Origin of the sequence: Catellatospora sp. IY07-71 (assembly GCF_018326265.1) — a bacterium.
Taxonomy (GTDB): domain Bacteria; phylum Actinomycetota; class Actinomycetes; order Mycobacteriales; family Micromonosporaceae; genus Catellatospora.
Window position 1 is genome coordinate 1,400,979 of sequence record NZ_AP023360.1, and the last position, 18,792, is coordinate 1,419,770.

Consider the following 18,792-nt stretch of genomic DNA (forward strand, 5'->3'; position numbering starts at 1 on the left):
GACAACCACGCCGAGGCTAATCGGTCAGCGGAACCCGCTACGAAGGGGTGTGCGCCCGTCACCTGCAGCGATGCGTATGGATACCCGATTATTTCATCAAACGATGAAGATGTCAGCCCAGCAGTGCGGCCAGCGCCGCAGCGCGCAGCAGGGTGGCCCGGCGCAGGCGGTCGACCTCGCCGCCGAGGAACGGGGTGGAGTTCATCAGGCCGAACGCGGCATGCGCCAGCACTCGGGCCTCGCCGTCGGTGAGGTCGTCCCGCAACCTGGTGAGCACCTGCACCCACACCTCCACGTACTGCCGCTGCAGCCGGCGGATCTCGCGGCGCGGCTCCTCCGGCAGCCGGTCCAGCTCGTGCAGGTGCAGCGCGATCACGGCCGGGTTGGCCAGCGCGAAGTCGACGTGGAAGTCGACCAGGGCCTCGACCGCGACCCGGGGATTGCCGGGGTGTTTGCCGACCTGCTCCTGGCCACCCGTGAGCAGGCCCTCGCTCACCGGCACCAGCGCGGCGATGAGCATGTCCTTCTTGCCGCCGAAGTGGTGGTAGAGGGCGGGCCCGGTGACGCCGGCGGCGGTGCCGATGTCGTCCATGGATACGCCGTGATAACCACGCGCCGCGAAGAGGCCGACGGCGATCTCCAGGATCTCGTCGCGCCGCGACCTGCGGGCGGGCTTTACCGGGGGTGTTTCTACCTGCTCCACTGCCGTCACCCGAGACATGCTACTCGCCGGTCAAGCGGCACCTTAACGTCCGTTTAGTCCAGTTCGAACCCATATTCCCCTGCCAGTCGGTGTGCCTCGTCGGCCCGGTCGGACTGCAGCAACGCGTGCGCGAGCGCGTACGCCGCGCGCGGCAGCGTCGCCGAGTCGCGGGGCAGGCCGTTGAGCACCGAGCGCAGCAGCGGCTCGGCGGCCTCGGCCCGGCCCAGGGTGAGCAGCACCTCGCCCGTGGCCAGCTCGGCCAGGAACGCCTCGCCGAACGCCTCCAGCTCGCGGAACCGGTCGGGCGCCGCGCGCACCCGGCTCAGCGCCGCCTCCGGGTCACCGGCGGCGACCATGGCCCGCGCCCCGTCCAGCGCCAGCCAGGCCAGCTCGTAGCGCGCCTCGGGCTCGACCGCCAGGCCCGGCGGGAGCGCGGCGGCGGCCGCGTCGGCCAGCTCGACCGCCTGCCGGGCCTGCTCGGGCTCCTCGGCGTACATCGCAGCGACGGCCTGGCGGCGGCGCGCCCGCAGCTCGTCCAGCGGCAGCCGGGCCACCCGGTACGCCGAGGCGGCCGAGCCGAGCCGCTGCGCCGCGAGCCCGTCCCGGTCGAGGTCGAACAGCAGCTCACCGGCCTGCTCCAGGACCCGCGCCCGGGCCGCCGCGTTGTCGAACCCGTCCAGGTTCACCGCGAGCTGGTCGAGGTAGGACAGGGCCTGGTCGGTGTCGCCGACGCGCTGGTAGATCGCGGCCAGCAGGTGACGGACCTGGTCGGCGAGGTTCTGGTTGCCGGCCCGGTCGGCGCCGTACACCGCCTCCTCGCCCACCTCGGCCGCCTCCTCCGGGCGGCCCGCGTTGAACAGCGCGACCGCGAGGTGGAACCGGGAGTGGTCCGCGTCGTCGTCGTACTCAGCGCCGGCCCGCTGCTCGGCCGTCAGCCGTGCCACCAGGGCGGCGAGGTCGTCGACCACCTCCCGGGCGCGCACCGTGCCGGCCAGCAGCACGGCCCGCCGCTCGCGCACCTCCTGCTCCAGCGGCTCGGGCAGCTCGTACGACAGCGCCCGGTCGAACGCCTGCACCGCCCCGCCGCTGTCGTCGAGCATGCTCAGGCCCTGGCCGAGGAAGAACTCGCCCAGGCCGACCAGCTCACCCTGCTCCTCCGCCGAGGCCTGGGCGATCAGCTCGCGCGCCGCGTCGGCCGACTCCCGCACCCGGCCGTCCGCGCCCAGCGCCTGCGCCCGCAGCAGCAGCACCTGCAGCCGGACCCGCGGGCCCGGGTCGGGCTCGCCGACCGCCGCGATCCGGTCCAGCTCGGCCATGGCCTCGGCCGGCTGCTGCGCGTGCAGCAGGGCCACCGCCAGCCGGCGCAGCGCACCCGCCCGGTCCTTGGCCTCACCGTGGGCCAGCAGGTGCTCGGTGGACGCGCGCACCTGGGCCAGGCCCTCCTCGGGCTGGCCGTGGCGGCTGCGGTGCAGGCCGAGCCGGCCCCGGATGCGCTGGCCGCGGATGTCGTCACCCGCCTTGGCGTACCACTCCAGCGCCTCGGTCCAGGCCTGTTCGGTCTCGGCCACGGCGTCACCGTGCAGCCGCATGCCACGCAGATCGGCCAGCCGCCCGCGCTGCAGGGCGGTCAGCCAGTGCGCGTCGAGGAACGGGCTGATCCGCTGCCACAGCGCGTCGGCGCGCGGCTCCTCGTCGCGCCGCAGCGCCTCCTCGATCAGCTCCAGCAGCTCGTCCAGCTCGGCGTCCGCGGGGACGTCCGGCAGCGGGTCGATCACGGGCCGGGGCCGCTCCGGGCGGCGCGGCGGGGACACGCCCGGCTGTGCCGCGAGGCTCAGCGGCAGGTGCTCGACCAGCGGCCGAGCGGTGAGCACGGCGGCGATCCGGTCCCCCTGGGTGCTGGTGCCGTTGCGGGTGTCGAAGCGCCTGCTCAGCGCACCGGCGTGGGTGGCGAGCCGGTCGGCCAGCTCCGCCACGCTCTGCTCGGCGCCGCGGACCGCCTGGTCGCCGTGCCCGGCGTCGGCCAGCAGGCGCAGCACCAGCGCGGCCGCGGCGGCGAAGTCCATCTCCACGAACGGGGAGGGCGCCTCGTCGAGCCAGGGCAGGTGCCGCTCGACCAGCTCCAGCCCGCGCACGGCGTTGCCGCTGACGGCGAGGAAGTACACGTGCTCGGCGACGGTGCCGAGCTTGCTCCGGTGGTCCCGCACCGACCGGTAGGCCTGGTGGTGCGCGCGGCGCGCCTCGTCGAGCCGGCCGGTGCGCAGGTACGGCAGCAGCAGCGCGGTGAGGATCTCCTGCGGCTGCTCGACGCAGGTCAGGCGGCCGGCCAGCACCGGCGCGGTGAGCGCGATGGCCTCCTCGTCGCGCCCGCGCGCGGCCAGGTGCAGCACCTGGTCGGTGGGGTCGCAGCCGACGCAGTCGGAGTTGCCGTCGCGCGGCGCGACCTGCCAGCGCTCGTAGTGCAGGTCGGCGGCCTTGTCGTCGCCCAGGTGGAACGCGACCAGCCAGCGATGCTTGTGGACCGTCTGCAGGCTGTGCCCGCCCTGCTGGTAGCGCTGCTGCATGTCGTCGAGCACCGCGTACGTCCGGGCCAGCGGCACGTCCGGGAACCGGGTCAGCGAGTTGACCATGTACTTGTAGTGCCACAGCAGCAGGTATTCCTGGTCGCCGTAGCGCTCGGGATGGGCGTCGTAGCGGGCCAGGCACCAGGAGAAGGTGACGAAGCCCTTGGCCGGCCGGCCGCCCCGCTGGTAGGCCTCGGTCGCGGCCATCCGGGCGTGGAAGCGCAGCAGGTCGTCGCCGAGCGCGTCGGCCTGCGCGATCGCCTCTTCGGCGAGCGCCAGCTGGGCCGCGCCCCGTTGCGCCTGCCAGCACTGCTCGATCAGCTCACGTACCCGGTCGGGGGTGGGGATGCTCATGCAGCGCGGTTCTCCTCGTCGGTGCGGGCACGTCGGGAAGCGCTTCCCCGGCCTGCCCGGCCGCCGCCGCCCAGATACAGACGCGGTACCGCCTACCAAAAGGTTGCGGCGCCGCCGTGTCGGATCGGCGGAGTCCCATGGACCGCTCCGAGCGAGCGGCCCACGTACGACACCGTACCCAGATTCGGCGACCCCGGCACGCCCCCCGACGCGGGGTGCCCCGTCCGGGACACCCCGCGCGTCAGCCCGTCAGGCCGCGGTCACTTCGGGTACGCGGCGACGGTCCGGTTGTCGTCCTTGTTCCGGTCGTAGCCGGAGGAGACGGTGCCGAGTTCGTACACCCACAGCCGCGCGCCGTCGTTGACGTCGAACATCGTCTCGTCCACCCGGAAGGTGACGGTCACCTCCACGGTGGCACCGGCATCGAGGACCGGCTGCGCCTGCCCGATGCCGCTGAGCGCCTCAGCCTGGCCGCTGTCGTCGAGCAGCACCATCCACTCGCCGGAGGCCGCCGGACCCTTGTTCACGACCTTGAGCACGACGGTCGCGGTCCGGTAGGGACGCTTCGCCCCGGCGACGGTGATCTGCTTCGTCTCCGCCCAGGTGATCCCCTTGACGGAGACCGCGAGGTCGATCAGCCCGTCGTGCGCCGCGAACTCCTCCGGCCCGCTGAGCTGGGCGAAGGCGGTGCCGTTCCAGCCGTAGGTCCGGATCTGGTGCAACTCCATGACCTTCGGGGTGGAGCAGCAGGCCTGGAAGTCGGACACGTCGGCGTCGATGCCGCCCTGCCGATTGGCGGCGATCGTCCAGATGCTCCCGCTGGCGACGATCCCCGTCATGACCGTGCGGCCGTTCTCATCCCGGTCGAAGGCCAGCACCCGGCGCCGGCTCGCCTCGCCGGTCTTGCACGCGATCAGCGCGGCCGTCTCCAGCGCGGCGTCGTCGTCGAGGTTGGTGTGCACCACCGAGAAGAGACCCACGTCCCCGGGGACGTTGAAGTACTGCACGTCCTTGATCTTCGGCAGCCTCACCCGGCCGCTGGCGCAGCTCTGTCCGGATCCGCCCGTCCAGGCGGGCACCTCGACCTTCGCCGCGGTCAGCTGCGACAGGGTGAACCGGCCGTCCGGGCCGGTCGGCACCGCGGACGGGCTCGGCGACGGGCTCGGGGAGACCGTCACCTCGGGCGAGGCCGCTACCGGCGGCGGGCCCTGGCTGCCGCGGTCCATCGAGGCGTACGCGGCCACCGGCACCGCCAGCAGCAGCGCCCCCAGCACGCTGAGCGCCACGGTGTTGCGGGCCCGGCGGCGCTTGACGGTGTGCCGTACCGCCCCGGTCCCGGTGGCGCGTACCGACGGTGCGGCCGCGGCGGTGAAACCGGCGAAGGCGTCGCTGATCAGGTCGTCGTCGAAGTCGGGCATCTCAGTTCTCCTTCTTGAGCTGGGCGGCCAGCGCGGCACGGCCACGGCTGAGCCAGGACTTGACCGTGCCCTCGGCGACGCCCTCCTGGGCGGCGATCTCGGCGACCGGAAGCTGGGCCATGTAGTGCAGGACCACCGCCCGCCGCTGCTGTGCGGGGATCTGCGCGAGCGCGCGGGTCAGCGCGACCCGGTCCGGGTCGGGGCCCTCGAAGTGCTCCTCGCGCTGGCGGCGCAGGAAGTTGAGGGCCGTGCGCTTGCGGCGGAAGCTGCTGGTGGCCAGGTTCCAGGCGACCTTGCGCACCCAGGCGACCGGGTCGTCGTACCTGCTGATCCGGCTCCAGCGGGCGTACGCCCGGCAGAACGCCTCCTGCACCACGTCCTGCGCCTCGCCGAGGTCGCCCAGATACGCGTACAGCTGGAGGCTGAGCGGCGTGAACGACGCCGCGTAGAACTCGTCGAAGTCGCGTACCCCGGCCTCGGCCGGCGGGCTCGCGACCCAGACCTCCCCGTGTGGTGTGGACACCGTGGTCACACTGTTCCTCCCCGTTGGCACCCGCGTCATCCGGCGGACGGCACCAACACGCGCTGTCCCCCGCTCCGGTTGCACCTGAGATCGGTTTGCGTCCGGGCAGCGAAAAGGGCACCCCCGCAGGGGTGCCCCGGATGTGACAGCCGCAGCTCAGCTCGCGAACAGGCGGGCGCCAGCCAGCTCGGCCGGTTCGGCGGACTCGGCGAGCACGGTGCCGGCCGCGTCGACCAGCACCAGCTTCCGGCTGCCCTCCTCGCCGACGCGCAGCACGAACGAGCCGTCGGTCTGGAACAGCATGCCGCTGAACTTCGGCAGGGTGACCGCCTTGCCCGTGGTCGTGTCGAGCACGGTGTACGCGGCGTCGGCGCGCGACGCGTCGGTCGGCGAGTTCGCGATCGAGACGTACCGGCCGTCGATCGACACCGAGACGACCGACGGGCGGCCGCCCTCGCACTCCTTGCACGCCGTGGTGAACGGCACCCGGCGCAGCTCCTTGCCGGTGCCGTCGGTCACCACGACCGCCTTGCCGTCGCCGTACGCGCGGAACTCGCCGCCGCGCGACTGCGCGGTGAGCTTGCCCTTGGTGACCCGGCCGGTGTTGACGTCGACGATGCCGACGCTGGTGGCGACCGACCGGCTGTCCGCACTCCAGCGCACGGCCCAGCCTGCGTCGTACACGCCGCCGGTCACCTTGTGCCTGCCGCTGCCGGCCACCTCCGCCAGGTAGAGGTCGCCCTTGCCGCCGTCGGGCGCCTGGACCCACGCCAGCAGGCTGGCGTTCGGCGCCAGGGTGAGCGAGTTCGGCACCCCGAACGTGGGCGACGGGATGGTCGCCAGCTTCTCGGCCTTGCCGTTCTCCAGGCGCAGCACGACGGTGCTCATCGCCTTCTCGTCGTACGCGTAGTAGTACGCCGTGGGGACCGTGGGCTTCGGCTGCTCCTGGGTCTGCGGCGCGGTGCTCGGGGCGGCCTCGTCGCCGTTGGACGAGCCGCTGCACGCGGCCAGGGCGAGGAGCAGGGAGACACCCGCCACGGCGAGGGTGCCGCGGCGGGTCAGCGTGCGGGAGAGGCGATCGGTCTGCACAGTCAGTCCTTCGGTCTGCGGCGGGGACGGAGATCGTCTGCCGTGCGGGCAGCTTAAGGCCTCGCACCTCAATCGAACTGTAAAGAACCTTTAAGAGTAGCGGGATGCTTGCGCCCGGCGGCCGGAGCCGGAAGGCTGCGGCACATGTCGTCACACGACCGCGCCGCCGCGGCCTGCCGCCACAGCCTGCACGCCCTGCTCAAGCTCGGGGAGCAGCTGACTGACGAGCAGTGGGCGGCGCCGACCGACTGTCCCGGCTGGAGCGTCGGCGACGTCTACGGTCACGTGGTCAGCCTGGAGCAGTGGATGGCCGACGGCGGGGCCGCCCCCGCCGGGCCGCCACAGGAGCTGATCGACTCAGGCGTCGCGTTGTGGCGCGGCACCCCGCGCGCCGAGGTGCTCGACGCGCTGCGGGCCCTGCTGCCGCAGCGCGAGCGCCAGCTCACCGACGAGCTGCGCGCCGCCGACGCGCCCGGCTGGTGGGTGTGGTCGAACGCGACGGTGCCGTTCGTGGTGCAGCTGACCGGCCGGGCCTTCGACCTGTGGGTGCACGAGCAGGACGTGCGCCGCGCGGTCCGCCGACCCGGCAACCTCGGCTCGGCCGGGGCGCAGGTGGCCCGCGACCTGATGCTGCAGTCGCTGCCCCGGATCGTGGCCAAGGGCGCCGGCGCGCCGCCCGGCTCGGCGGTGCGCTTCACCACGCTCGGCGAACTCCCCCAGGACTTCACCGTGTACGTGGACGAGCACGGCCGCGCCTCCGTGGCCCCGGCCGACGCCCACCCCGCCACCGCGCACGCGCTGCTGACCTGGGAGGCGTACGCCCTGCTCGGCGCGGGCCGCACCACCCGCGACCGCCAGCAGATCTGGATCACCGGCGACACCGCCCTGGCCGAGCGCGTCCTCACCCGCCTCAACATCGCCCCCTGACCGCACCCGCCCGTCATGGCCGCAGTTTCAGGGAAACTGCACCCGCATCAGGGCCGAGGGCCGCAGTTTCGGGGAAACTGCAGGCAGGCTAGGGCCCAGGGGTGCGGTTTCGGGGAGACCGCGGCCGGTTCGGGGGCACCGCGTCAGTCGAGGGGGAGCATGTCGGGGCGCTTGGGCCGGACGTCGTCGCCGGAGGAGCGGCCCGTCAGGCGGCGCTTGATCCAGGGGGCCAGGTAGCGGCCCGCCCAGCGCGCGTCGTCGGAGCGGGCGATCAGCCAAGGCTTGACCGCGGGACGCGGCGGCACGTCCCACCAGGTCGGATCCGCCGGGACGCCGAGCACCGCGAGCACGTGCGCCGCCGTGCGCCGGTGGCCCGCCGCCGACATGTGCAGGCGGTCGATGCTCCACAGCGCCGGGTTGGCGTACTCGTGGTCGTTCCACAGGTCGACCAGCCGGGCGCCGGTGCGGTCGGCGACCTCGCCCGCGGCCCGGTTGAGGAAGCGGATGCGCGGCGCCACCAGGTTGTTGCCGGGCAGCCGGGACATCACGTCGGCGAACCGGAACATCAGCACGTCGGCCCCGGTCGCCCGCATCCGCGTGATCGTCGCCTCGAAGCGCTCCATCAGCGCGGGCGGGTCGCAGCGGCGGCGCAGCACGTCGTTGGCGCCCGCCGCGAAGCTGATCAGATCGGGCTTCATGGCGAGTGCGGGTTCGACCTGCTCGGCGACGATCGCGTCGTAGAGGCGCCCGCGGATGGCGAGGTTCGCGTAGGCGAAGCCGGGCCCGTTCAGCTCGCTCAACCGGCCGGCCACCAGGTCGGCCCAGCCCCGGAAGACCCCGTCGTCGTACGGGTCGTCCATGCCCTCGGTGAAGCTGTCCCCCAGCGCCGCATACCTGCTCCAACTCACCGCGACATCTTGCCACCGCGCCGGGCGCCCACGCTTCGTGCCCTTGCGCACACCCAACGTCCAGCGGGAACAGTCAGGCGGGCGGCCGTGTTGGTCCTCATCGTGCAGATCGAGATCTACTCCGACGTCGTGTGCCCGTGGTGCTGGATCGGCGAGCAGCGCCTGCTGAAGGCGCTGGACGGGTTCACCGAGCCGGTCGAGCTGACCTGGCGTGCGTTCCAGCTCGACCCGTCCGCCGAGTCCGGGCCGCTGGTGCGGTGGCTGGGCCGCCGCTACGGCGGCGAGGCGACCGTGCAGCGGATGTTCGCCCAGGTCACCGAGGTCGGCCGGGGTGAGGGTCTGACCATGAACTTCGACCGGGCGATCAACGCGAACACCTTCGACGCGCACCGGCTGATCTGGTGGGCGGGGCAGCGCGGCGAGCAGCGGCCGATGGTGGAGGCGCTGCACCGCGCCCACTTCACCGACGGCGCCGACCTGGGCTCCCGGGACGCGCTCGCCGCGGTCGCGGCCGGGCTGGGCCACGACGAGCAGGGCGTACGCGAGCTGCTCGACTCGGCCGAGGGTGTCGCCGAGGTGCAGCACGAGCTGGCCACCGGCCGCGAGCTGGGCATCACCGGCGTGCCGATGTTCGTCTTCGCCGGCAAGTACGCGATCAGCGGTGCCCAGGACCCGTCCACCCTGCGTGAGGTCCTCGACGAGGTGCGCCGCCGCGAATCCGGCTCGCCGCTGACCACGCTGCCCACGCCCCGCGGCGAGCAGTGCGACGACGACTCCTGCACGGTCTGATCGGACACCCGAAAGGGGCCATCCACCCGGATGGCCCCTTTCGTGCTTCTTCGCGATGTTCCACGTGAAACAAGATCGTCAGTCGGCGATCCCTGTCAGCCTGCCACGTGCCACAGCGGCTGGGCGTCGGCCAGCGTGTCCGGCACGGTCACCTCGGCGGTCACCTTCAGCGTGGCGTCCAGGTAGTAGAGGCTGTTCGGCTTACCGGCCACGGTGACCACCATGGACCCGTCGGGCCGGAAGGCCACCCAGTCCACGGTGCCGACCGAGAACTTCACCCGCTTGCCCGTCGCCATGTCGAGCACCGCCGCCACCCCGAGCTGGCGGCTCGGGTCACCGCTGCCCACGCCCGCCGCCGCGTAGCGGCCGTCGGCCGAGACGCCGACCACGATCGCATCCATGCCGTTCGGGTCGGTGTAGCTGATCGAACGGGAGTCCGAGCCGTCCGCCTTCGCTACGGTCAGCTTGCCGCCGCCGATCGTGCCCCGGAACCCGAGCGCGGTCGCGACGGCCTCCTCCCACTGCTCCCGCGGCTGGGCGGTGTACCTGCCGGACGCCGCGTCGACCGTGCCCTGGGCGGTGTCGTCCATCTTGCGGACGTGGATGCTCGCCGAGTCCGCCGACCAGACCAGGGCGCGGCCGCCGCCGCAGATCACGTTCGGCTCCACCTGGCGCGGATTGCCCCCGGCCAGGTCAGCGATGATCAGGTTACCGACGAGGCCGCCGCCGGTGCCGTTCTCGTCGCCGTTCACCCAGGCGAGGTGCCGGCCGTCCGGCGAGACGACCACCGAGTTGCTGGAGCAGCTGTCGCCGCCCTGAACGATCGTGCGGACTTCCGTGGCCGTCGAACCGCACTTCAGCGGCAGGGACAGGTCGCAGTCGCCGATGTCCAGGCGGTACACGTCTACCTTCGCGGACCTGGCCCCGTTCACGAAGTAGACCGTGCCGGGCTCGAAGGCGGCCGCCGGGGGCGCGCTAGGGGACGGCGCGAGCGACGGGCTCGCCGTCACGCTCGCCGAGGCGCCGGGCGCGACCGGCGCGCTGCCGCCGCGGTCCACCACCGCGAGCGCCACCCCGGCCGCACCGGCGAGCAGGGTCACCGCCAGCGCCGAGGTGAGCGCGGCTCGCTGCGCACCGAGCCGGCGCGAGGTCTTCAGGGTCCGGTCGCGCAGGTCGACCGGCTTCACGTCCTCGGCCAGCTCGGCCAGGCCGAAGCGCAGGTTGTCCATCGGGGCGTTCATCGGGCGACTCCGTTCGCGGCGTGGAGATCGGAAAGCTCGGGGGCGATCGCGCGCAGCCGGGCGAGCGCCTTGTTGGTCTGGGACTTGACGGTGCCGACCGTCACGCCGAGCACGTCGGCCGTCTCGGCCTCGGTGCGGTCCTCGAAGAAGCGCAGCACCAGCACGGCTCGCTGCTTGTCGGAGAGCTGCAGCAGCGCCGCGCGCAGGCTGAGCTTGAGCGCCGAGGTGCCGGCGTGGTCGCCGCCCCGGGCCCGCCGCTCCGGCAGCTCGCCGGGCAGGACCTCGGCGACCTTGCGGCGGCGCCACCAGGCGACCTGGAGGTGGTACATGACCTTGCGGGTGTACGCCTCGGCGTTGCCGCTGTCGTGCAGCTGCCGCCAGGACCGGTGCGTGCGGGCCAGCGCCGACTGCACGAGGTCCTCGGCGAGGTGCTGGTCGCCGGTGAGCAGGTACGCCGCGCGCAGCAGCGACGGCGAGCGGTGCCTGACGAAGCTGTCGAACTCAGCCGTTAGCGAGTCGACCACTGATGCCCCCGTTGGTGGTGAGGTGGTGACAGGTGCGGTGTTCCTGCCGTAGTGACGACATGCAAGATGCGCCCTCCGGGGTGAAGGTTGCCGCCCGTTCGACGATTTTTCGCGTACTCGTTGCCTGGATCACTCGCCCCTGGTCAAGAGGTCGTTAGCTCGGCTAAGGTCTCGCCGTGAGCGAGGTCGTGGAGAAGCAGGTCGAGGCAGGTGCCGCCGCAGCCGCGCCCCGTCGCAGGTTCTTCATGGACACCCGGCCGCTGCGGCACCAGCCGTACCGGCGGCTGTGGAGCTCCACCATCGTCACCGCGCTCGGCAGCCAGCTGACCGCGGTCGCGGTGCCCAAGCAGATCTACGACATGACCGGCTCGTCGGTCTGGGTCGGCATCGCCAGCATGGCCGGGCTGGTCCCGCTGGTCGTCTTCGCGCTGTGGGGCGGCGCGATCGCCGACACCGTGGACCGGCGCAAGATGCTGCTGTTCACCAACAGCGGCATCGCGCTGCTGCTGCTCGTGTTCTGGGCGCAGGCTGCGCTCTCCCTGGAGTCCATCCCGCTGCTGCTGGTGCTCGTCGCCGTGCAGCAGGCGCTGTTCGGCATGAACATGCCCGCCCGCACCGCCTCGGTGGCCCGGCTGGTCCCGGCGGCTGAGCTGCCCGCGGCGGGCGCGCTCAACTCGACCGTCATGCAGGCGGGCCAGATCGCCGGGCCGATGCTGGCCGGCGCCCTGATCCCGCTGCTCGGCCTGCCCCTGCTGTACCTGCTGGACGCGCTGGCACTGACCGCGGCGCTGTACGCCGTGTACCGGCTGCCCTCGCTGCCCCCGCTCAACGGGACCGCCCGGCGCGCGGGGCTGCGCGACATCCTGGACGGCTTCCGTTACCTGGCCACCCACCGCCTGCTGATGGTCTCCATGGCCGCCGACGTGATCGCGATGGTGCTCGGCATGCCGCGGGCCCTGTTCCCGCAGCTGGCGGACACCGCCTACCCCGGCGTCGACGAGAACTTCGCGCTCGGCCTGCTCTACGCCGCGGTGCCGATCGGCGCCCTCGTCGGCGGCCTGCTCTCCGGCACGTTCTCACACATCCGGCGGCACGGGCTGATGGTGGTGCTCGCCGTGTGCGCCTGGGGCGCGGCGATCGTGGGCTTCGGGCTGAGCAGCTCGATCTGGCTGGCCGTGGTGTTCCTCGGGCTGGCGGGCGTGGCCGACATGGTCTCGATGGTGTTCCGCGGCACGATCCTGCAGACGGCCGCCACCGACGAGATGCGCGGCCGGATGCAGGGCGTGCACACCATGGTGGTGGCGGGCGGGCCGCGCCTGGCGGACCTGCTGCACGGGGTGGCGGTACCGGTGGCCGGAGCGGGCGCCGCGGTCGCGGGCGGCGGCGGGCTGGTGATCGTCTGCATGACGGCGCTGGCGCTGGCCGTCCCGGCGTTCCTGCGCTACCGGGGACCGGCCCGCTGACGTGCGGCGCTGAACACCGACTAAGGTGATCCGACCACCCCTGCGGTGGCCGTGACACCCCCTCGGAACGGAACAGCACCATGCGCGTCTCCCGGCGTAACAAGATCCTCCTGTCGGTACTGGCGTGCCTGGTGGTCCTCCCGGCCGCTGTCGTCTTCGGCCTCAACCGGTACGTCAACGACACCGGCGTGCCGCTGACAGACAGCCTTTTCCCGGAAGACGCGCCCCGCAAGCTGCTCGCCGTCTTCGCGCACCCCGACGACGAGATCACCGTGGCCGGCTCGCTGCGCCGGATGAGCGAGGAGGCCGACGCCGAGGTCACCATCGCATACCTCACCCGGGGCGAGGCCGCGGACGTGCCCAAGACGTCCCTGTCCGACCTCGCCGAGCGCCGCACCGTCGAGGCCGCCGAGGCCGGCCGGGTGCTCGGCGCCGACAACGTCGAGCTGTTCGACTTCCCCGACGGCGGCCTGCCCGGCGCCGACGCGGCCAAGGCGCGGCAGACCATCTCCGACCTGATCGACAAGTACCGGCCCAGCGTGGTGGTGAGCTTCGACGACCGGGTCGGCTTCTACGGCCACCCCGACCACGAGCAGGTCGGGGTATGGGTGAAGGGCGTCCTCGGCGACCGGCGGCACGAGCCCGCGTTCCCGGTGAAGCACTTCTACCAGGCGACCCTGCCCGAGTCGATGATCTCGGTGGCCAAGGAGCTGTCCCCCACCTTCCGCGACATGTACCCGGCCGACCCCGCGCAGGGACTGCCCAAGCCGACCGTGGCGATGACCATCGACAGCGTCGGCGGCGAGAAGCGCGCGGCGCTCGACGCCCACGTCAGCCAGGTGACGGTGCTCCAGGCGGTGCAGCCCGGCTACGACAAGCTGCCCTCCTGGATCTACTTCCGCATCCTCAGCCGCGAATACTTCACCAAGGTCTTCTGAGCACGGCTTCGTTGGCCCGGCTCAGAGGTCGGCCGGGTCGGTGTTGGCGCCGCAGGCGACGAGGACCACCCGCTCACCGTCGGCGGGACGGTAGGCGCCGCTGGTCAGCGCGGCGAGTGCGGCGGCCGCGCCGTGCTCCAGCACGATGCGCCGCTCGGCCCACAGCGTCCGGCGGGCCGCGATGATGTCGTCGTCGGTGACCAGCACGCTGCGCACCCCGGTCCGCACCGCGACGGCGTACCCGATGTCGCCCAGCCGCCGCGCGCCGAGCGAGTCGGCAGCGATCCCGGAGACCGCGACGTCGACCGGGCGGCCAGCGGCCAGCGCCGCGTGCAGGCTGGGCGCGTGCACCGGCTCCACGCCGACCACCCGGGCCCGTCCGGCCAGCGCGGCGGCGACGCCGGCCATCAGCCCGCCCCCGCCGACCGCGACGAGCACGGTGTCGAACCCGTCCGGCAGGTCCGCCAGCAGCTCCAGGCCGATCGTCCCGGCCCCGGCGACCATCTCCGGCTGGTCGTACGCGTGGCAGTAGACCGCGCCCGTGTCGGCGGCGCGTTTGACGGCCGCCTCGTAGGCCATGGCGTACTCGGTGCCGTGCTGCTCGACCCGCGCGCCGAGGTGGCGCAGCTTCGCGACCTTGACCGCCGGGGCGGTCTCCGGCACGAACACGGTCGCCGGGACGCCGCAGGTCCGCGCGGCGTACGCGACGGCCTGCCCGGCGTTGCCGCCGGACGCGGCCACCACGCCCACCGCCGGGTCCAGCTCGCCGGCCTGCTGCGCGGCGAGCACCCGGTTGAGCGCGCCGCGCGCCTTGAAGCTGCCGGTGTGCTGCATGTACTCGCACTTCAGCCAGGACGCGCCGAACAGGCCGCCCGGCTCGATCACGGCCAGCGGCGTACGCCGGAACCGCCCGGCGATCCGCGCCGCGGCGGTGTCCACATCCGCCCGGGTAATGGTCATGCCCGCACCCTAGAACCCACGGTGGACGGCACGAGCAGAGGCCACGCCGGGAGTCGAACCCGAGGACATCCGTTTTGCAGACGGAGCGCTCCACCCGGAACGCCGCGAGGCCGTGTAGTGCGGACGGAGGGATTCGAACCCACTCAGCCGAAGGCACCCGGGTTACAGCCGGGCCCGACTCTCCAGCGTCGGCGCATCCGCATGATCATTTGTTACAGCAGCGCGGACGGGATTCGAACCCGCAGCACTCCCGCTTGAAAGGCGGGCGACTCTCCCCTTCGTCCACCGCGCCGTGGACTTCCCTGCGTCGGGATGGCCGGACTCGAACCGACGGCCTCTGCACCCCCAGTGCAGCGCGCTACCAAGCTGCGCCACATCCCGTTCGAACGCGGCCCCCCACCGCGTCCTCGTGCCCTGAGCAGGATTCGAACCTGCAACCCCCGGCTTCGTAGACCGGTGCGCTGTCCCGTTGCGCCATCAGGGCGTGGTGGACCCAGCCGGACTCGAACCGGCCACCTCCGCTTTGCAAGAGCGGCGCTCTACCAGATGAGCTATGAGCCCGAAGGGCTGCGGGCCCCCATGGAGACCCGCAGCCGTCAGCGCCGAGCCAGCATCGCCCACGAAGGCACCGCCGGGTGGTACCGCAGCGGCATCCCCGCCTCGGCGGGCGTGCGATCGCCCTTGCGCTGATTGCAGCCGCCGCAGGCGGCCACCGTGTTGAGCCAGGTGTTACGGCCGCCCCGCGAGCTGGGCAGCACGTGATCGATGGTGTACGCGGCGCCGCCGCAGTACGCGCAGCGGTGCTGGTCGCGGACGAGCACGCCGCGCCGGGACCAGGTGGGCCCGCCGCTGAAGCGCCAGCGGGTCACCACGTAGCTGACCAGGCGCACCACCTTGGGCATCGGGAAGACCCCGATGGCCTGATCAGGTTCCGCCTCGTGCACCACCGCGACCTGCCGCCACAGCATGCGCAGGGCGTGACGCAGGCTGACCCGGTGGAGCGGGCCGAGATCGGCGTTGAGGACGAGTACTGCGTTCATCGGGTCACCTCCTTGGAATGCTGTGGTCGGGTTGGAGCGGTAGCCGGGAGTCGAACCCGGGTCTCTGCCATGGCGAGGCAGCGCACTGCCGTTGTGCGACAACCGCGGAAATGTTTCACTGCGCAGCCGATGCGGGACTCGAACCCGCTTTTCCGAGTAGAGAGCTCGGGGGCCTACCCATAGCCGAATCGGCCTCGGCGCCGCCGACTGCGGCGCTGTTTCTCAATGCCATCCACTGTGGAGTTCTCAAGGTCCGAACGTTCGGCGTGCCGGGCGTCCGGTCGTGCAGTTCCTGCTGCTCACATGCCTTGCATATGGAAAAGGCCGCTCGCTTCCGTGGTCGGAGGCGAGCGGCCTTGAAAGCCGTTTCGGCAGCGCTTCAGCAGCGCCGCCCGCCCCTTCCCGGGTCGGGTTCCCACAGATACGCGCAGCCACCTCGGACGGCGGCGGGCATGGCGTTCTCGACGCACGGCGTCAGCCGGTGCGCGGTGTACGAGAAGGCGCTCATGTCTGTCCCCGGTCCGTTCTATCGCGGTGTCGTTCTTGGTGTGGGCATACCGTATTGGCGACGCCGTTCGGGAGGCAACCTCATTTTCCGCGGCCGATGTCCGCGCAGCTCAGCCGTTCGCCCGCCTGTGCCCGGGGCCGCCGCGCGGTACAAAGAGACCGTCCTCACCGCAGGAGGTGGCGTATGGCCAGGCCGACCCGGCGGCAGCTGCTCACCCACGGCGCGACCGCGCTCGGAGCGCTCGCCCTGGGCAGCGCCGGCACCCTGGCGGTCCGCGACTGGGCCGCCGAGGGCGCGATCCCGCCCGGCCCGGCGCCCGGTGCCCTGCTCGACGACGCGAGCCGGATCAACCCGACCGCCGTACGCGGGCTGCTGTTCGCCGACCCGTCCACCGACCGCACCGCGGAGCTGATCCGGCCGCTGCTGCGGCGGATCGTCGCCGGGCAGGATCCGGCGCTGGCCGTCGCCGGGGTGCGCCACTCGATGGGCGGGCAGAGCATGCTGGCCGGCGGCTGGGTGCTGGACACCCGGCCGATGAACCGGATCAGCCTCGACAGCGCCGCCGGAGTGGTCCGGGTCGGGGCCGGCACCACCTGGCGCGAGCTGATCCCCGTGCTGAACGCGCACGGCTGCTCGCCCAAGATCATGCAGTCGAACCACGACTTCTCGATCGGCGGCTCACTGAGCGTCAACTGCCACGGCTGGCACGCGGGCCACCCGCCCATCGCCGCGACCGTGCGCGGCCTGCGCATGCTCACCGCCTCCGGCGAGATCGTCAGCTGCGGCCCGGCCGCCAACCCCGAGCTGTTCGGCCTGGTGCTCGGCGGGTACGGGCTGTTCGGCGTCATCCTCGACGCCGACCTGGAGGTCTGGCCCAACGCCGTCTACGAACCTCATTTCGACACCGTGGCCGCGGCGGACTACGCCGAGGCGTACGCCCGGCTGCTCGCCGGCACCGACACCGAGATGGCGTACGGGCGGCTGTCGGTCGACCCGCGCGGCTTCCTCGAGCAGGCGATCATCGTGCGGTTCACGCCCCAGGCCGGCACCCGTGGCGAGATCCTGCCGCTGAGCAGCCCGGAGTCGCCCGAGTTGCAGCGCGCCGTGTTCCGCAACTCGGCCGGCAGCGACCTCGGCAAGGCGGTGCGCTGGGGCCTGGAACGCGAGATCGCACCCTGGCTGGCCGGGCCGCTGAGCCGCAACAGCATCCAGAACCAGCCCGCCGCCGTCTTCGCCGACCACTCCGCCGAGACCTGCGACATCCTGCACGAGTACTTCGTCTCGCCGGACGCGCTGGGCAAGTTCGTCGACGCCGCCCGCGAGATCATCCCCCGCTCCGGCGCGGAGCTGCTCAACGTCACCGTGCGGGAGGTCCGCCGCGACACCGTCAGCGCCCTGGCGTACGCCCGCCAGGACGTGTTCGGCCTCGTCATGAACTTCCGGCAGGAGCGCACCGGGGACGCCGACGCCGCCATGCGGGCGCTCACCCGGGAGCTGATCGAGGCCGTGCTGGCGGTCGGCGGCACGTTCTACCTGCCGTACCGGCTGCACGCCACGCCGGAGCAGGTACGCCGGGCCTACCCGGGCTGGCAGGCCGCGATGGCCGCCAAATCCCGGATCGACCCGTCTCGTGTCTTCCGCAACGCCCTGTTCGACGCGTACGGCGCCTAACGGCGCGGCTTACGGAGCAGGATGCCCTCCCAGGTGACCGTGCTCGACCAGCGCGGACCCGGTGCGGTGACGGGGCTGCCGTCCGCGGCGACGGCGACCCCCGGGCGCTTGCCCGACTCGGCCACCGTGACCGCCTGCGAGAGAACGGTCAGCACCCGGCTCAGCCGGTAGTACTCCGACCCGAAGGTCCAGCCCTCGCCCGTCACGGTGGTGCCACCGCCGGTCATGAAGTTGTCCCTGTTCCGGATCGACACGACCGTCGCGCTCCACCGGTGCCAGTCCCCGGTGCAGTCCCCCGACGTGCTGAAGGTGCCGTCGGCCAGGCCCCACGAGTTGTACTGCTCGACCTTGCCCTTGACCTCGAACCGCCCGCCGGCACACTTCGCCCGGCCCTCCACCACGATCGACTTACGGACCGTCGGCGCCCGGAAGGGCGACGGGCGCTCGTTCCTCCACCGCACCAGCACGGCCTCGGAGTGCACCGTCACGCCGGTGCCGTCGGCGCCGGGCAGCGGCGGCATGTCCGGCATGCCGTGCAGCAGGCGCCCGCGAGTGGATCCGGTGTCCCCGCCGCAACGCTGCTCGAACGTCAGATCGAGCCGCTGGATGGCGCCGTCGGTCACGGCGAGTTCGTGGATCGTGAAGGAGCCGGTCAGCGTGTTGCAGCCCCGGCCGCTGCCGGAGAGGTCCATGCCGGTGGCCCCGTCGTTGTACGGGATGCGTGCCGCGTCGGTGAACGTGCCGACCGCCAGCTCACGGTCGGCGGGCGGGCGCAGCTCCAGCGACCACCAGTCCTGTCCCCAGGACGCACCGATCGGCAGGTGCCGCACGTCGCTGACCCCGCGCAGGTCGACCTTCAGACCGTATACGGAGCCCTGGAAGCTCATGGTCAAGCCCGGGGTGGTGCTGGTGTAGGCGTACGACTGATTCATGCTGATGCCGTCGTCGCCGGAGAAGGTCAACCGGGTCACCGGTGCGATCTCGGCCGCGGCCGGAACCGCGGGCGCGACGACCGCCAGCGAGACGGCGACGAGCCAGGCCAGGCGTGATTTCAGCAGCTTACGCACGTGTTTCTCCCCCGTCGGAGAAGCGAAGAGACGCCCGCAGCGAAGATCGACCTTGCGGGCGGCGAAAGCGTATTGCCTGCGACGGCGGACAGACAATCGAACTGACGG

16 protein-coding genes and 8 tRNA genes are annotated in these 18,792 nt (G+C 72.5%); 5 read left to right on the forward strand and 19 right to left on the reverse strand.

Annotated elements, in window-relative coordinates; genetic code table 11:
* Positions 1-112: 112 nt before the first annotated feature.
* The 5 genes from CS0771_RS06400 to CS0771_RS06420 all read right to left on the reverse strand — a co-directional run bounded on the left by CS0771_RS06400 (position 113) and on the right by CS0771_RS06420 (position 6,648).
* The gene (locus CS0771_RS06400) at positions 113-721 is read right to left on the reverse strand and encodes a TetR/AcrR family transcriptional regulator (RefSeq protein WP_203745459.1); all 609 of its coding nucleotides are present in this window, start codon (positions 719-721) and stop codon (positions 113-115) included.
* A 35-nt stretch (positions 722-756) separates the two neighbouring features.
* Entirely contained in the window at positions 757-3,618 is a 2,862-nt protein-coding gene (locus CS0771_RS06405) for a hypothetical protein (RefSeq protein WP_212840195.1), read from the reverse strand.
* A gap of 260 nt (positions 3,619-3,878) precedes the next feature.
* Positions 3,879-5,036: a hypothetical protein gene (locus CS0771_RS06410; protein ID WP_212840196.1), complete on the reverse strand. Its 1,158-nt coding sequence runs from the start codon at positions 5,034-5,036 to the stop codon at positions 3,879-3,881.
* Position 5,037: 1 nt separating this feature from the next.
* A complete protein-coding gene (locus CS0771_RS06415; RefSeq protein WP_244870640.1) occupies positions 5,038-5,559 on the reverse strand; it encodes a SigE family RNA polymerase sigma factor in 522 nt (173 codons plus the stop codon).
* A gap of 156 nt (positions 5,560-5,715) precedes the next feature.
* Positions 5,716-6,648 (reverse strand): hypothetical protein, encoded by a 933-nt coding sequence (locus CS0771_RS06420; protein ID WP_212840198.1) that lies wholly within the window; start codon positions 6,646-6,648, stop codon positions 5,716-5,718.
* 144 nt (positions 6,649-6,792) lie between these two features.
* On the opposite strand from CS0771_RS06420, the gene CS0771_RS06425 reads away from it, so the two are divergent.
* Positions 6,793-7,575 (forward strand): maleylpyruvate isomerase family mycothiol-dependent enzyme, encoded by a 783-nt coding sequence (locus CS0771_RS06425; RefSeq protein ID WP_212840199.1) that lies wholly within the window; start codon positions 6,793-6,795, stop codon positions 7,573-7,575.
* Positions 7,576-7,718: 143 nt separating this feature from the next.
* On the opposite strand, the gene CS0771_RS06430 is transcribed toward CS0771_RS06425, so the two are convergent.
* Complete coding sequence (locus tag CS0771_RS06430) at positions 7,719-8,483, reverse strand: SGNH/GDSL hydrolase family protein (protein ID WP_212840200.1); 765 nt, start codon at positions 8,481-8,483, stop codon at positions 7,719-7,721.
* A 102-nt stretch (positions 8,484-8,585) separates the two neighbouring features.
* Here CS0771_RS06430 and CS0771_RS06435 point away from each other — a divergent pair, with 102 nt between their 5' ends.
* The gene (locus tag CS0771_RS06435; protein WP_212845655.1) at positions 8,586-9,272 is read left to right on the forward strand and encodes a DsbA family oxidoreductase; all 687 of its coding nucleotides are present in this window, start codon (positions 8,586-8,588) and stop codon (positions 9,270-9,272) included.
* A gap of 95 nt (positions 9,273-9,367) precedes the next feature.
* Here CS0771_RS06435 and CS0771_RS06440 read toward each other — a convergent pair whose 3' ends face one another.
* Together CS0771_RS06440 and CS0771_RS06445 are read right to left on the reverse strand one after the other, a co-directional pair.
* Positions 9,368-10,513: a hypothetical protein gene (locus CS0771_RS06440; protein ID WP_212840201.1), complete on the reverse strand. Its 1,146-nt coding sequence runs from the start codon at positions 10,511-10,513 to the stop codon at positions 9,368-9,370.
* Positions 10,510-11,037, reverse strand: coding sequence for a SigE family RNA polymerase sigma factor (locus CS0771_RS06445; RefSeq protein ID WP_212840202.1), 528 nt, complete (start codon positions 11,035-11,037; stop codon positions 10,510-10,512). Before CS0771_RS06445 ends, CS0771_RS06440 begins: the two co-directional genes overlap by 4 nt.
* Before the next feature lie 176 nt (positions 11,038-11,213).
* Here CS0771_RS06445 and CS0771_RS06450 point away from each other — a divergent pair, with 176 nt between their 5' ends.
* Complete coding sequence (locus tag CS0771_RS06450; RefSeq protein ID WP_244870641.1) at positions 11,214-12,500, forward strand: MFS transporter; 1,287 nt, start codon at positions 11,214-11,216, stop codon at positions 12,498-12,500.
* Positions 12,501-12,580: 80 nt separating this feature from the next.
* A complete protein-coding gene (locus CS0771_RS06455; protein ID WP_212840203.1) occupies positions 12,581-13,438 on the forward strand; it encodes a PIG-L deacetylase family protein in 858 nt (285 codons plus the stop codon).
* Between the two features lie 21 nt (positions 13,439-13,459).
* Here CS0771_RS06455 and CS0771_RS06460 read toward each other — a convergent pair whose 3' ends face one another.
* The 10 genes from CS0771_RS06460 to CS0771_RS06505 form a co-directional block, all read right to left on the reverse strand.
* Positions 13,460-14,398, reverse strand: a complete 939-nt coding sequence (locus CS0771_RS06460) for a threonine/serine dehydratase (RefSeq protein ID WP_212840204.1) — start codon at positions 14,396-14,398, stop codon at positions 13,460-13,462.
* Positions 14,399-14,436: 38 nt separating this feature from the next.
* Positions 14,437-14,510 (reverse strand) — tRNA-Cys (locus CS0771_RS06465).
* A gap of 6 nt (positions 14,511-14,516) precedes the next feature.
* Positions 14,517-14,599: transfer RNA gene (locus tag CS0771_RS06470), tRNA-Tyr, on the reverse strand.
* Between the two features lie 17 nt (positions 14,600-14,616).
* Positions 14,617-14,690 (reverse strand) — tRNA-Glu (locus CS0771_RS06475).
* A 15-nt stretch (positions 14,691-14,705) separates the two neighbouring features.
* Positions 14,706-14,779, reverse strand: a tRNA-Pro gene (locus CS0771_RS06480).
* A 29-nt stretch (positions 14,780-14,808) separates the two neighbouring features.
* Positions 14,809-14,882 (reverse strand) — tRNA-Arg (locus CS0771_RS06485).
* A 1-nt stretch (position 14,883) separates the two neighbouring features.
* Positions 14,884-14,959: transfer RNA gene (locus CS0771_RS06490), tRNA-Ala, on the reverse strand.
* 35 nt (positions 14,960-14,994) lie between these two features.
* Positions 14,995-15,438 (reverse strand): HNH endonuclease, encoded by a 444-nt coding sequence (locus CS0771_RS06495; protein ID WP_212840205.1) that lies wholly within the window; start codon positions 15,436-15,438, stop codon positions 14,995-14,997.
* Between the two features lie 32 nt (positions 15,439-15,470).
* Positions 15,471-15,544: transfer RNA gene (locus CS0771_RS06500), tRNA-Gly, on the reverse strand.
* A 17-nt stretch (positions 15,545-15,561) separates the two neighbouring features.
* Positions 15,562-15,632, reverse strand: a tRNA-Glu gene (locus CS0771_RS06505).
* Between the two features lie 497 nt (positions 15,633-16,129).
* Here CS0771_RS06505 and CS0771_RS06510 point away from each other — a divergent pair.
* Positions 16,130-17,617, forward strand: coding sequence for an FAD-binding oxidoreductase (locus CS0771_RS06510; protein WP_212840206.1), 1,488 nt, complete (start codon positions 16,130-16,132; stop codon positions 17,615-17,617).
* Here the strand turns inward: CS0771_RS06510 and CS0771_RS06515 are convergent.
* On the reverse strand, positions 17,614-18,684 hold the full coding sequence (locus CS0771_RS06515; RefSeq protein WP_212840207.1) for a hypothetical protein: 1,071 nt from the start codon (positions 18,682-18,684) through the stop codon (positions 17,614-17,616). The genes CS0771_RS06510 and CS0771_RS06515 overlap by 4 nt on opposite strands.
* Positions 18,685-18,792: the final 108 nt, after the last annotated feature.

Excerpts from the sequence above, each read along its gene's own strand:
- CS0771_RS06400 (WP_203745459.1), bottom strand. The coding sequence starts at position 721 with ATGTCTCGGGTGACGGCAGTGGAGCAGGTAGAAACACCCCCGGTAAAG.
- CS0771_RS06405 (WP_212840195.1), bottom strand. The coding sequence starts at position 3,618 with ATGAGCATCCCCACCCCCGACCGGGTACGTGAGCTGATCGAGCAGTGC.
- CS0771_RS06410 (WP_212840196.1), bottom strand. The coding sequence starts at position 5,036 with ATGCCCGACTTCGACGACGACCTGATCAGCGACGCCTTCGCCGGTTTC.
- CS0771_RS06425 (WP_212840199.1), top strand. The coding sequence starts at position 6,793 with ATGTCGTCACACGACCGCGCCGCCGCGGCCTGCCGCCACAGCCTGCAC.
- CS0771_RS06440 (WP_212840201.1), bottom strand. The coding sequence starts at position 10,513 with ATGAACGCCCCGATGGACAACCTGCGCTTCGGCCTGGCCGAGCTGGCC.
- CS0771_RS06455 (WP_212840203.1), top strand. The coding sequence starts at position 12,581 with ATGCGCGTCTCCCGGCGTAACAAGATCCTCCTGTCGGTACTGGCGTGC.
- CS0771_RS06460 (WP_212840204.1), bottom strand. The coding sequence starts at position 14,398 with ATGACCATTACCCGGGCGGATGTGGACACCGCCGCGGCGCGGATCGCC.
- CS0771_RS06495 (WP_212840205.1), bottom strand. The coding sequence starts at position 15,438 with ATGAACGCAGTACTCGTCCTCAACGCCGATCTCGGCCCGCTCCACCGG.
- CS0771_RS06510 (WP_212840206.1), top strand. The coding sequence starts at position 16,130 with ATGGCCAGGCCGACCCGGCGGCAGCTGCTCACCCACGGCGCGACCGCG.